The sequence below is a fragment of the Streptococcus caballi DSM 19004 genome, from assembly GCF_000379985.1.
Classification (GTDB): domain Bacteria; phylum Bacillota; class Bacilli; order Lactobacillales; family Streptococcaceae; genus Streptococcus; species Streptococcus caballi.
The window spans coordinates 19,477-31,081 of record NZ_KB904079.1; the positions used below are offsets into that span (position 1 = coordinate 19,477).

Annotated in this window: 14 protein-coding genes and 1 pseudogene; 2 read left to right on the plus strand and 13 right to left on the minus strand. The window is 40.9% G+C overall.

The genetic code is table 11. The annotated features are described in order from the left end of the window. Positions 1-19 precede the first annotated feature (19 nt). The 9 genes from murB to A3GS_RS0105920 all read right to left on the minus strand — a co-directional run bounded on the left by murB (position 20) and on the right by A3GS_RS0105920 (position 7,484). Entirely contained in the window at positions 20-922 is a 903-nt protein-coding gene (gene murB / locus A3GS_RS0105880; RefSeq protein WP_018364499.1) for a UDP-N-acetylmuramate dehydrogenase, read from the minus strand. A 103-nt stretch (positions 923-1,025) separates the two neighbouring features. Next, entirely contained in the window at positions 1,026-1,502 is a 477-nt protein-coding gene (gene folK / locus A3GS_RS0105885) for a 2-amino-4-hydroxy-6-hydroxymethyldihydropteridine diphosphokinase (RefSeq protein WP_018364500.1), read from the minus strand. Then, complete coding sequence (gene folB, locus A3GS_RS0105890) at positions 1,499-1,861, minus strand: dihydroneopterin aldolase (RefSeq protein WP_018364501.1); 363 nt, start codon at positions 1,859-1,861, stop codon at positions 1,499-1,501. The genes folK and folB overlap by 4 nt, the downstream gene beginning before the upstream one ends. A gap of 40 nt (positions 1,862-1,901) precedes the next feature. Continuing rightward, complete coding sequence (gene folP, locus A3GS_RS0105895; protein WP_018364502.1) at positions 1,902-2,702, minus strand: dihydropteroate synthase; 801 nt, start codon at positions 2,700-2,702, stop codon at positions 1,902-1,904. Positions 2,703-2,711: 9 nt separating this feature from the next. After that, entirely contained in the window at positions 2,712-3,275 is a 564-nt protein-coding gene (gene folE / locus A3GS_RS11575) for a GTP cyclohydrolase I FolE (RefSeq protein WP_018364503.1), read from the minus strand. Between the two features lie 43 nt (positions 3,276-3,318). Further along, the gene (locus A3GS_RS0105905; protein ID WP_018364504.1) at positions 3,319-4,566 is read right to left on the minus strand and encodes a bifunctional folylpolyglutamate synthase/dihydrofolate synthase; all 1,248 of its coding nucleotides are present in this window, start codon (positions 4,564-4,566) and stop codon (positions 3,319-3,321) included. Positions 4,567-4,686: 120 nt separating this feature from the next. Next, positions 4,687-5,037: an EamA family transporter gene (locus tag A3GS_RS12320; protein ID WP_205617705.1), complete on the minus strand. Its 351-nt coding sequence runs from the start codon at positions 5,035-5,037 to the stop codon at positions 4,687-4,689. Between the two features lie 289 nt (positions 5,038-5,326). Further along, complete coding sequence (gene thrB, locus A3GS_RS0105915; RefSeq protein ID WP_018364506.1) at positions 5,327-6,196, minus strand: homoserine kinase; 870 nt, start codon at positions 6,194-6,196, stop codon at positions 5,327-5,329. Between the two features lies 1 nt (position 6,197). Continuing rightward, positions 6,198-7,484, minus strand: a complete 1,287-nt coding sequence (locus tag A3GS_RS0105920; RefSeq protein WP_018364507.1) for a homoserine dehydrogenase — start codon at positions 7,482-7,484, stop codon at positions 6,198-6,200. Positions 7,485-7,707: 223 nt separating this feature from the next. Here A3GS_RS0105920 and A3GS_RS0105925 point away from each other — a divergent pair, with 223 nt between their 5' ends. Continuing rightward, complete coding sequence (locus A3GS_RS0105925) at positions 7,708-8,640, plus strand: polysaccharide deacetylase family protein (protein ID WP_018364508.1); 933 nt, start codon at positions 7,708-7,710, stop codon at positions 8,638-8,640. Positions 8,641-8,671: 31 nt separating this feature from the next. On the opposite strand, the gene A3GS_RS0105930 is transcribed toward A3GS_RS0105925, so the two are convergent. The 4 genes and pseudogenes from A3GS_RS0105930 to A3GS_RS12325 form a co-directional block, all read right to left on the minus strand. Further along, the gene (locus A3GS_RS0105930) at positions 8,672-8,881 is read right to left on the minus strand and encodes a hypothetical protein (RefSeq protein ID WP_156808878.1); all 210 of its coding nucleotides are present in this window, start codon (positions 8,879-8,881) and stop codon (positions 8,672-8,674) included. 41 nt (positions 8,882-8,922) lie between these two features. Beyond that, positions 8,923-9,996 (minus strand): acyl-CoA dehydrogenase family protein, encoded by a 1,074-nt coding sequence (locus tag A3GS_RS0105935; RefSeq protein WP_018364510.1) that lies wholly within the window; start codon positions 9,994-9,996, stop codon positions 8,923-8,925. A 15-nt stretch (positions 9,997-10,011) separates the two neighbouring features. Continuing rightward, the gene (locus A3GS_RS0105940) at positions 10,012-10,563 is read right to left on the minus strand and encodes a carboxymuconolactone decarboxylase family protein (RefSeq protein WP_018364511.1); all 552 of its coding nucleotides are present in this window, start codon (positions 10,561-10,563) and stop codon (positions 10,012-10,014) included. A gap of 411 nt (positions 10,564-10,974) precedes the next feature. Further along, positions 10,975-11,289: pseudogene (locus A3GS_RS12325) on the minus strand (transposase). A gap of 135 nt (positions 11,290-11,424) precedes the next feature. Here A3GS_RS12325 and A3GS_RS0105945 point away from each other — a divergent pair. Continuing rightward, a partial coding sequence (locus tag A3GS_RS0105945; protein ID WP_018364512.1) for a transposase occupies positions 11,425-11,605 on the plus strand: 181 nt, incomplete at its 3' end.

Sequence of the window (11,605 nt, forward strand, 5' to 3'; positions counted from 1 at the left end):
AAAACCCCCATAAATTTTTCTAATCTACTTTTTCTCCGATAATTCTGACTTCTGGCTCTAATCGAACACCGGAAGTCTTTTCAACTTTGTCAATGACATCTGCAATTAAGTCCTCGTAATCTTTGGCAGTACCGTCAGCAACATTAACCATAAAACCAGCATGTTTGGTACTAACTTCGACGCCACCGATGCGATACCCCTTCAAATTAGCTTCGCTAATCAACTGACCAGCAAAATGCCCTAGCGGGCGCTTAAAGACGGAACCACAAGATGGGTATTCTAAAGGCTGTTTCAATTCACGTAGATGGGTCAAGCGTTCCATTTCTTGGCTGATAAGTGTGTAGTCTCCTGGTTTTAGGGCAAATTTTGCTGAAACGACCACATCACCGTTATCCTGAATAACTGAACGACGGTAACCAAATTTCATATCTCTGGCTTCAATTGTCTTCAATTCTCCCTCCTTGGTGATGACCTGAGCTGAGATAAGGATGTGAGCAATTTCACCGCCATAAGCACCAGCATTCATAAAGACAGCACCACCGACGCTACCAGGAATACCACAGGCAAATTCAAAGCCAGTCAAGCTGTGAAATCTCGCTACACGCGTTGTCTCAATCAGATTTGCACCTGCTTCTGCCTCAATGACGTATCCATCAACCGTTACACCATTGAGCTTGTCAAACATGATGACAAAGCCACGAATACCACCATCGCGAACGATAATGTTACTGGCATTGCCTAGAACCATCCAATCATAACCTTCACGGTTGGCAAATTTTATCACACGTGCCAGCTCATAACGATTCCTAGGAAAAACGAGAAAGTCAACTGGACCACCAACCTTAGTGTAGGTGTACTTTCTCAGAGGTTCATTTGGGCGAATATCAATTCCTTTTAATTCATTTTCTAAAAAATCAAACATTTTTCTCTCAATTCCGTACTTTTGTGCACTAAAAATCGGCATAAAGCCGAATTCTATTATAGCAAACTTTAACCTATTTTTCGATACTAAGCCAAAAATTTTGTTATAGTTTTATCACATCAGCTGTTTCCAAAAGAGCTAATTTTTCACGTAATAGCTCCCCACTTGGCAAAGTCAGCTGTGAAGCAATTTCCAGCAGTGGCACCAAGACAAAAGCCCGCTCAGTCATGTAAGGATGAGGCACTTTTAGATTATCATCATTGATGGTTTGCTGGCCATATAAGAGAATATCAATGTCAATGGTCCGTGGTCCCCAATGCTCATGACGCACACGATTTAGCTCCTTCTCAATCTTTTGGCAATAGCTGAGCAGTTCTTGAGGCTTGAGGTCAGTCTCAATCCGGCAACAGACATTGAGAAAGTCATCTTGGTCTGTCTTTCCCCAGGCTGCCGTTTCATAAAATGAAGAGACCTGACAGACTTGCGTTTGTTGCAAATTGTCTAGTGCTTGAAGAGCCCGGCTGAGATAATCTTTTCGGTCTCCTATATTAGAGCCTAAACTTAAATAAACTGCGGTCATGGGCGCTGACGCTCCAATTCTATCCCAACAGCATCATAATGTCCATTGATGGGAGGATTTTGTTTGCTGATTTTAATGGTGATAGCCTGAACAGCTGGAAATTCTTGGAAAATATCTTGACAGATAGCACCAGCTAAACGCTCAATCAGCTTGTATTTGTGCTGCTCTACCTGTTTTTTGATGGTCTCAAAAACTAGACCGTAATGGACAGTGTCCACCAAATCATCTGACTGTGCAGCTTTTTCCAAATCAACCAATAAGGTGCAATCAATGACAAAAATCTGCCCCAAGGTCTGCTCCTCCACAAAGGCGCCATGGTAACCGTAAAAACGACAACCTTTCAAATGAATCTTATCCATATCAAGAAAGAGGTCCAGTCGCGACCTCTCCCTCCTTTCTTTACATTAATTGACTAATAACTTTGACAATATCTCTGTTGACCTCAACATTGTGCACACGAACAATTTGGCACCCCTTGCTAAGGGCGTAGGCTGAAAGTGCAGCAGTCCCCATGTCACGATCCAACGCAGCCGTATTGCCACCCAGCAGATAATCCACCACACGTTTGCGGGAAATACCAAAAAGAACAGGATAGCCCAGCTGGCAGACCTTGTCTAGCCCTTTGAGCAGGTCCACATTTTGCTCAACGTTTTTAGCAAAACCAAAGCCTGGGTCAATCCAAATGTTTCCCTTGGCCACTCCTGCATCCAAAGCTACCTGGGCCCGCTTAGCAAGGAAGTCACAAACATCCTGAGTCACATCATTGTAGACTTCTTCATCTTGATTGTGCATGAGAATAATAGGAACATTCTTCTCAGCAGCTAAGGCCAGCATTTCTCCGTCATAGAGTCCTGCCCAGACATCATTGAGAATATCTGCACCAGCAATCAAGGCAGCACGAGCTGTTTCAGTCTTGTAAGTGTCAATGCTAACTAAAATATCAAAGTTTTTCTTAATAGCCTTGATAACTGGAACAACGCGGGCAATCTCATCCTCAGCATCAACAAAAGTAAAGTCTGGACGAGTGGACTCGCCACCCACATCAATAATCTTAGCACCCTCCGCAATCATTTGCTCCGCCTGTTTGAGAGCTGCTTCGACAGATGTGTAGTTGCCACCATCTGAGAAAGAATCGGGAGTTACATTCAAAACACCCATAACACAAGCATTGCCTGCTACTTGATGATGACCGATTTGCATAATTTCTCCTTATTTTCCTTGAATGAGGGACAAAATTTCGCGTCGTTCCTCTTTATCTGTTTTAAAAATACCCTTGGCAACTGTTGTCACCGTCTTACTGCCAGGTTTCTTAATGCCTCGCATAGTCATGCACATATGCTCTGCTTCCACCATGACAAAAATTCCTTTAGGATGTAGGGCTTCTTCCAATGCCATGGCGACTTGATTGGTCAAGCGCTCCTGCAATTGCGGACGCTTACTAGCCACTTCAACCGCACGAGCTAATTTACTAAGACCCGTTACACGACCATCACTAGGCAGGTAGGCCACATGAGCAACACCGTAAAAAGGAACCAGATGATGCTCACACATAGAGTAAAAGGGAATGTCCTTGACCAGAACGACTTCATCATGGTTTTCAGTGAAAACTGCTGTGAATTGATCCTTAGGATCTTCAGTTAAACCAGCAAACATCTCCTGATACATTTTAGCCACACGTTTGGGCGTGTCAATGAGTCCCTCGCGCTGGGGATTTTCCCCCAAGGCTTCCAATAATTGGTAGACAGCTTTTTCAATTTTTTCCTGATTTGACATTCTCTTTTCCAATCTATTTCATTTTCTCTATTATAACTTAATTCTAGCGGCTTGACAAAAGGACTTTACGAACCTGAGAGATGAAGTAAAGGGAACCTGTCACCACGTAGAAATCATCAGAGCTTTCCAGATTGATGGTGTCTAACCAAGCCTGCCAATCAGCTACTTTTTTATACCCAACAGGATAATCTTCTAACTTGATAGCATTGGGATAATCAAAGCTGGTCACTTGAACAGTTGCTACCTGACTCAGAATTTTCAACATGCTATCAACTGGTTTGGTGTCAATAGCCGCGAAAAGAATGTGAATATTTTTGCATTGATAGGCTTTCAGCACCTTAACTAAGGCTGAAATACTCTCATTATTATGAGCACCGTCAATCATAACATTGGGATAAATAAGCTCAGTCCGCCCCGCCCAATGCGTCGCTTCTAGTCCTTTTTTTATCACATCTATAGTAACGCGAGGATATTTTGAGGTTAATAGCAAAGCTGTTGTAATGGCTAGACTAGCATTGCTGATTTGGTGTTGGCCAGGCAAAGACAGGCTGACGGTATCTACTTCCTTTCCTAAACCATAATAAGTAAAAGAATTTCCACCCTCAACAAAGAATTCTCGTCCAAGTTTAAAAGTTTGGCTATCTGTCTTCTTAGCTCTTTTTTCAAAGACATCTACAACTTGAGGTAACTCTGTGGCATAAACCAAAGGAACTTTTTCTTTGAGAACACCGACTTTCTGCTCTGCTATTTCCTCATAAGTATCCCCAAGAACAGCCTGATGGTCCAGCCCGATGGACGGACAGACAACTGCTAGTGCTTTGAAAAGGTTAGTTGAGTCATGAAGTCCTCCCATGCCAGCCTCGATGAAAGCCAGATCAACAGGATGAACATGACCGAAGTATTCAAACATAAGCACTGTGATGACTTCAAATTCCGTTGCAGGTTCCAAATCCGTCTCCAGTGGTAGGCGCTCAACGACAGGCTTGACGGTTTCTACTAAGTCAACGAAGTCCTGCTCCGTAATCATTTGACCATTAAGACTGATCCTCTCCCGAAAATCTACGATATAGGGTGAGGTAAAGGTTCCTACCTCATAACCTGCTAGACTAAAAATATGTTGCAGATAGCTAGTTGTTGAACCCTTTCCATTAGTCCCTACGATATGAACCGCCGCTAATTTTCTCTGTGGATTGCCCAGTTCATTCAGCATCCAAGCCATACGCTCTAAGCCAGGCTTGATGCCAAATTTTAACTTGCCATGTATCCAAGTCAAAGTCTCTTGATAATTCATGTTTACACTTCCTTATTGTCAATATGATTAGTATATCATTTCTAACCTGCAATGAAAATATAAAAAAGGATTAAGGAACTTAACCCTTAAATCCTTTCGTTTCTCAGAGTGATCAATTATTCAAGGATAATAACTGGAATGGCTAACCAAATAGAGGGAAAACCTCGCAATCTCAGTAAATAAAGGCAAAGGGATGGCTGTCGCCAGCCCAGAAATCATTAGCAGCATATATTCCAAAAGACTATAATCTAGCATACTTTCTTTGGAGAAAAAGATTAGATAAATCACAGAAAAAGGGGAAATAACAGCCGCTTCAACCAACATGCTAACATCGCTAGACAAGCCAATGTTTTTATTGATGAGTCCATAAAAATCAAAGCTTTCCGCCAAAGCAAACGAAATTAAAGGCAACTTGCCCATATTAGCACCAAGAAGATAGTACCGAAGTAATACCAATAGACAATTTAACATAGACGCTAAGTTTTTCATGTAGAAAAATCAAGGACAAAACAACAGACACGATAGGCATAATTATAATATAGTAACCAAAGCTAGCTTCTGTTGCTCGACCATGCCCAACTGCGTAGATATAGTTGCAATCAAAAAACTCGATAAAAACATCCTTTTTAAAGCTCTGCTATTACTCCAAAACTCCGATAACTCTTACTATAAGTCCTCTTCTGACAGTCAGCAGCATGTAAACCAACATGATAAAATACTATAAGAAAGAGTAGGTTAAGGCCCCAGAAAAATTCTAAGATCAATCTTCCTCACTGACCAGAACACCCTTTGTATCAATGGTCAATGTACAGACTTGTCCATCAAGATTTAGAGCTTCCATTTTATTTAAAACCGTTGTAGTCTTTTCCTCTGGCAAAAGCATCATAATCGTTGGCCCTGCACCAGATAAGTAAGTTGCATAAGCACCTTCCTTTTGCCCTAGTGCCTTCACTTGAGGGAATTCCTTAACCAATTTTTGGCGGAAACGTTCGTGGAACAAATCAGACTCAATGGCTCGACCAGCTTTGGTCAAGTCTCCAGTCAAGAGGGCTGCGATAGCAACATTAGCAATCGAGGATGCCGCAACAGCTTCCTTATAAGAAAGCTCACTTGGCAAAACGCCGCGGCTATCACTGGTTTTTAATTCATAGTTGGGAATAAAGGTCACCAAGGAACAACTTGGAAATTCAGCTACCACGCTGTTAACCTTTTGGTTGAGATAGCTTGAAATAACTAGATTCCCGAAAATGGCTGGCGCTACATTGTCAGGGTGGCCTTCAATTTGAGTAGCCAGATCTAATTTTTCATCATTAGTCAGATTAAGTTGTCCTAATTGATTAGCCAATTCAATCCCTGCCACAATGACTGATGAAGATGAGCCAAGACCACGCGCCAAAGGAATATCTGAAACCATCTTGATGTGATGAGGTATCAAATCAGCTTTGACTTTCAAGGCTGTCGTAATCAGTAAATTATTGGCATCTGATGGAATGTCACCGAGATCGTGTTCAATAACCCACTCGTCTGTTTCTTCCAATACTTCAATACTGAGGTATTTTGAAACAGCTATTCCCACAGAATCAAAGCCTGGTCCAACATTGGCTGAGGTTGCAGGTACAATAATTTTCATTCTATTCTCCAAGCACTTTAAAGCTATTGAGCAAGTCAAAATCAACTTGAGCTTGCAATTTTTCAGTAATATTAGCTAATTGAGTTTTGCTTAGTTCGTGTGTGATAATAACAACACGAGCAGTCGTTCCATTTGCTTTTTGTTGCAAGACCTGTTCAAAAGACACATCCTCTGCATTAAAAATTTCAGCTAGACGCAAAATTTGACCTTTGCGATCTGGCACACTGAGAGCAAAATAATATTTAGCCTTGATATCATCTGGTTGAGCCAGCTGAGTTGGGCGACTAAATTCGTTGAATGGCTTACCAATATTACCATCGTTCAAACGGCGAGCAATGCGAACAATATCAGCAACAACCGATGTAGCTGTTGGTTTCTGACCTGCACCTGGTCCGTAATACATTGATTCACCAATACCAATAGATTCAACGAAAACGGCATTCATAACCCCATTAACACTGGCTAATGGGTGTTCTTTTGGTAAGAAAGTTGGTGAAACTTCGGCAGAAAGACCTGATGCCACTTCTTGCACATCGCCAACGAGTTTTATGACATAGCCAAGTTCCTGGGCCACGGTCACATCGTCTGGTGTGATATTTGAAATGCCTTTGTGAGCAACATCGTCAAAATCAATGGTCATCCCGAAACCAAATTGGCTAAGGATAACAGCCTTATAGGCCGCATCTATACCTTCCACGTCATTGGTTGGATCACTTTCTGCATAACCCAATTCTTGAGCCGTTTTAAGAGCAGCCTCATAAGTCCAACCTTCGTCAACCATCTTGGTCATCATGAAGTTTGATGTCCCATTGAGCACACCCAAAATGCGAGTAACTTTGTCAGATGTCAATGAATTAGCCAAGGTACGAAGAATTGGAATTCCACCGGCTACTGCTGCTTCATAGTAAAAAGCTACACCCTTATCTTGAGCCAAGGAAATCAATTCTTTGCCATGCGTAGCAATCAAATCCTTGTTAGCAGACACAACATTTTTACCAGCTTCCAGTGCTTTTGTAATAAAAGTGCGAGCAGGCTCGATACGTCCCATTAATTCAACAACAATATCAATGTCAGCGTCACCCAAAATCTCATCAACATTGGTCACGAAATTGTAATTATTTCCTGCAGCCAAAAGACGATTCTTTTCATCGTCATCTTTGACCAATACTTTAGCAATTTCAAGGTCACTGTGAGCTGCTGCCTCAATCTTTTCACCATTTTCTGTCAAAAGAAAAGGAATACCACTTGCTACTGTACCAAAACCAAGTAAACCAATTTTTATTGTCATCTTATTCTCCTAAACAAAATTTTAGACTTGATGAAGATAATATTTTACGAACTTCATCAAAATACAGATATTGCTTTCATTATACCATAAAATTATTCTGAATTTACAGAATAATGCCACTTTTATTGCTAGCCAAAAAATTTTTTTGCAAAAATCCCTAATGCTCTGAAAAAATGATAAAATGGAGATATATTATTAGGATTTTATCAAACAAGGGGATCTCATGGAGAAAAGAAGTCAGCGTTCAGAACGCAAACATCATAAATCATTCAAAGTGCTAAATATAACGCTTTTATTAGCCTGCCTCTTAGCACTTGTCTTTCTTAGTTTTATGCTAGTTGATAAGAAGATTATTTCTCTGACAAACCAGAAGCGGACCGTCAACAGTCAAAGCAAGGTTACTTCAACTAAAAAAGTCGAAAAAACTACCAATAATAGTCAGCCTAAAACGCAAGAAACTAACTGGGTCAAACAAGAAAATCCTGTCAAAGTCCCTATCTTGATGTATCATGCCATTCACGACATGGCCCCAGAGGAAGCTGGAAATGCTAATCTCATTGTATCTCCAAGCGTTTTTGAAACCCATATTAAGCGACTGGTTGATGAAGGCTACTACTTCTTGACACCCGAGGAGACTTACAAGGTATTGACTGACAATGTCCTGCCTAATGGCAATAACAAGATTATCTGGCTAACCTTTGACGACAGCCTCTGGGATTTTTATGATAAAGCCTTCCCTATTCTAAAGCAATACAAAACTAAAGCAACTAACAATGTCATCACTGGAACTGTTGGAAATTCTGGAAATCTTACTCTTGATCAAATGAAAGAAATGAAACAAAGTGGTATGTCTTTTGAAAGCCATACTGTCAATCATCCTGATCTTGAATATTCCAGCCAAGAAAAGCAAATTGCTGAGCTTAGCGACTCAGACAGGTATTTAGACAGCAATCTTGCACAAGATACCATTGCTGTGGCTTATCCAGCAGGTCGCTACTCTGACACAACTTTAAACCTGGCAGCCAATAATTACAAATTGGGAGTCACAACTAATGAAGGTGTCGCTACTGCTGCTGATGGCCTCCTGTCACTCAAACGCGTCAGAATTTTACCGACAACTGACGCAGACACCCTCATCTCAACAATCTCACAATAATACATAAATACCGTAATTAAGTTAACCTTAATTACGGCTTTTTATTTTTTGAAATCAAAACTTTATAGATTAGGTAGCCTAGATTGATGAGAAAAAGAGCTAACCAGATAAAAGTAAAGGCTGTATTTCCTTTGCTATAATTATAAACAGCAGCAAGCAGGTAAATACCCAAATAAACAAGCGACATTAACACACTAGATTTCTTGTTTTGAGATAGCATAACAGCTCCTTTAAATACCATAATTTTCTTACCTTTACCCTATCATATTTTAGCCATTCTGTCTATTTAGCTCCTTCTTCCAAAATCAAGCGTAACTGTACCGCACTTGGTGACACGATTGGTAAAAAGGCACCCTCGTTCCAGCGACGCATAAAGCCTGACTGCGACTTTTTAAAATAACCTTGCCCCCCACTAGCTTGCAATTCCAGAAGGAGACTGCTAGCTACCACATCAACGATGGCAATTCTTAACTCAAATAGCTGCCGCGGATTCTTGATAAAATAAGCATCCTGATCCAGTCCTGCCAATAAATCAGTCCTGATACTTTCTAACTTAGCAAGAGTATCCTGATATTCTTCCCCTAAAATGGAGCGAGTGCTGAAAAGACTTTGCTCAACTTCACTCAGAGATCGTTCTGCTAAACCAAAAGCGAGGCCAAATTGATATCCTAGAAATGCAGGCCTAGTCTGGGCTAAGAAGACTTCTGCATCTTCTGACAAAACCCAATTCCAATCCAAGGCAACATCATGAAAGGTTAACGCAGCCGTATTTGACCCCTGCAAAGAAACAAATTCTAAGTCTGCTGACCGCGCTAAACCGATGGCTTCTGACGGCACAGCTATAATCAAGGGATCCTTAGATGAGTTCTCAAAACTGGCTGCAAAGATGGCAACAAACTTATCTGATCTAAGGTTGGTCACCCAAGGGAGCCTTCCTCTTAAGAAATATCGTCCCTCCTTCTCATAAATGCTGACATTGAGTTTTTCAATGCCTGATAAAAATTTAGTGGCATTGGAAAGGCCAGTACCAGCTGCCCGCTTTCCTGTTAACAAATCAGGCAACCAAGTCTCTCTGGCAAATGTTGCTTCGCTAGCTAGGATATTTTCGATAAAGGTGCGGTGCCCCCAAGAAATAAAGGCTGCGGTCAATGAATGTTGGGCTAACTCGGAGAGAAAAGCGATGACATCCGCCCTACTGCCTCCTTGTCCACCAAGCTCTTTAGGTACTCCGATGGCAAACACACCTTGCTCAGCTATTTTTTCAAGAAGAGTATCAGCAATTTGCCCAGATTCTTTATCAATCTGATCAGCATGAGCATCCAGCCAGTCAATAAATTCGTCTGAAAAATAAGTCATAGGCATCTATCCTCGTCACTTGGCATAAGGCTGCAATTCAGGGTTAATTGGAGTGTCAGCTAAATTATTGGCATAATTGCAGAGTGTCGCCAGACTAACCCCTAAAATCACATCCAAAGCATTTTCATGAGTATAGCCCGCCTCTAGAAAATCAGCAAATGCTTCCTCACCAACACGCCCTTTGGTATTGATTACTGCAATGGTAAATTTAGCCAGTGTGTCCAATTTAGGATTGTCATCAATAGGTGTCGCATTGCGAAGAGCTTCTAACAAATCAGGGGACATTTGGATTTGCTTGATTGAAAAAGCTGTGTGACCGGCTACACAGAAGGCACATCCGTTGGTTACAGCTGCTGTAATCTGAACCACCTCGCGTTCTGTGGGCGTCAGTGAATTACGACGATTAATAGCACCAACCGTCCGATAAGTCTCTAGTGCAGTTGGCGCATTGGCTAAAAGACCAATAAGGTTAGGAATATAGCCATTGTTCTCTTCTTCAACGATACGAAGTGTGTCTTTGACTGCTTCAGGTGCAGTCTCAATAGAATGTATGTTAAATGTTGGCATAATAGTGCTCCTTTACTAGTGATAAGACTATCTTACCATAGGACTATTTTTTTGAATAATCCATTTTTCTTATAGTCAGTTATAAGAAAGATTTATATCCCACTTTCAAACCAAAATTGAAGATATCTTTTCTAGAACTCAAGATTAGACAACTTTGTTCAAAGCTTTAGATAGCTATTTTTCCTTTGATCATATATGATTTCGCCAACATCTTTTTCTGAGTGATAAAGTTTAACTCATTGCAATGTTAAAAAGATTCCCCCGATTTTAGCAAGTCATAACCGCTGTGAAAATGAGTGGCTTATACACCAGCTATGAGCAATTTTCCTCCAGCGGTGTCTAAAGACGTTCGCTGAACTTCGTTCAGGTTAGTGCTATGATTATTTGACTAAAGCCCGTAACAAGGGGCTTTTACCTTGTTCTAAAATGGCCATCTGAAAATAGATCTTTATACCCTTTGACACTCAAGAATCAAGTGCAAGGTCATTTTTCTCCTGCTCGCGAGTGTATTTCGACACTGTCTTTTCGTTCAATCCAACTGTACTAACATAGTAGCCTCTAGCCTAAACTTTCGATTTCCACCTCTTTGCATTGACATAGGTGACGGAAAATATTAATTAAGTCCTGCCTAATTTTGTAGTAAATGGATTTTCTGCGATACCTAGGGATGAAAACTATATGATAGAGCACATCCATATGTGATATACTGTAACTGGTTTTATCCATAACAAAAAGAGAACCTCACGGTTCTCTTTCAGAATGAAGACAAAGTCGTTAGAATTTTATTTCTAACGGCTTTTTCATGTGTAAAGTAATATAATAGAGATAGGAATCCAGTTAATAAACAGAGGGAGAGTCGCTATGTTACACAAAGAAAACCCAGCCTACAAACGCGGTCAATTTGGTTTCTACAGTTTAGATGACCTTGTTCCTCAAGATCATCTCCTTCGTCAAATAGAGGAAGCTATTGACTTCTCCTTTATCTATGACTTAGTCGCAGATAGCTATAGCGATGAAACAGGGCGTCCTAGTCTTGACCCTG

Bases quoted from the DNA above. Each gene is read 5' to 3' on its own strand.
- folK (WP_018364500.1), bottom strand. From the start codon at position 1,502: ATGACCGCAGTTTATTTAAGTTTAGGCTCTAATATAGGAGACCGAAAA.
- A3GS_RS0105940 (WP_018364511.1), bottom strand. From the start codon at position 10,563: ATGCCAACATTTAACATACATTCTATTGAGACTGCACCTGAAGCAGTC.
- folE (WP_018364503.1), bottom strand. From the start codon at position 3,275: ATGTCAAATCAGGAAAAAATTGAAAAAGCTGTCTACCAATTATTGGAA.
- murB (WP_018364499.1), bottom strand. From the start codon at position 922: ATGTTTGATTTTTTAGAAAATGAATTAAAAGGAATTGATATTCGCCCA.
- A3GS_RS0105930 (WP_156808878.1), bottom strand. From the start codon at position 8,881: ATGGTATTTAAAGGAGCTGTTATGCTATCTCAAAACAAGAAATCTAGT.
- A3GS_RS0105905 (WP_018364504.1), bottom strand. From the start codon at position 4,566: ATGAATTATCAAGAGACTTTGACTTGGATACATGGCAAGTTAAAATTT.
- A3GS_RS0105925 (WP_018364508.1), top strand. From the start codon at position 7,708: ATGGAGAAAAGAAGTCAGCGTTCAGAACGCAAACATCATAAATCATTC.
- folP (WP_018364502.1), bottom strand. From the start codon at position 2,702: ATGCAAATCGGTCATCATCAAGTAGCAGGCAATGCTTGTGTTATGGGT.
- A3GS_RS12320 (WP_205617705.1), bottom strand. From the start codon at position 5,037: ATGTTAAATTGTCTATTGGTATTACTTCGGTACTATCTTCTTGGTGCT.
- thrB (WP_018364506.1), bottom strand. From the start codon at position 6,196: ATGAAAATTATTGTACCTGCAACCTCAGCCAATGTTGGACCAGGCTTT.
- A3GS_RS0105935 (WP_018364510.1), bottom strand. From the start codon at position 9,996: ATGACTTATTTTTCAGACGAATTTATTGACTGGCTGGATGCTCATGCT.
- A3GS_RS0105920 (WP_018364507.1), bottom strand. From the start codon at position 7,484: ATGACAATAAAAATTGGTTTACTTGGTTTTGGTACAGTAGCAAGTGGT.
- folB (WP_018364501.1), bottom strand. From the start codon at position 1,861: ATGGATAAGATTCATTTGAAAGGTTGTCGTTTTTACGGTTACCATGGC.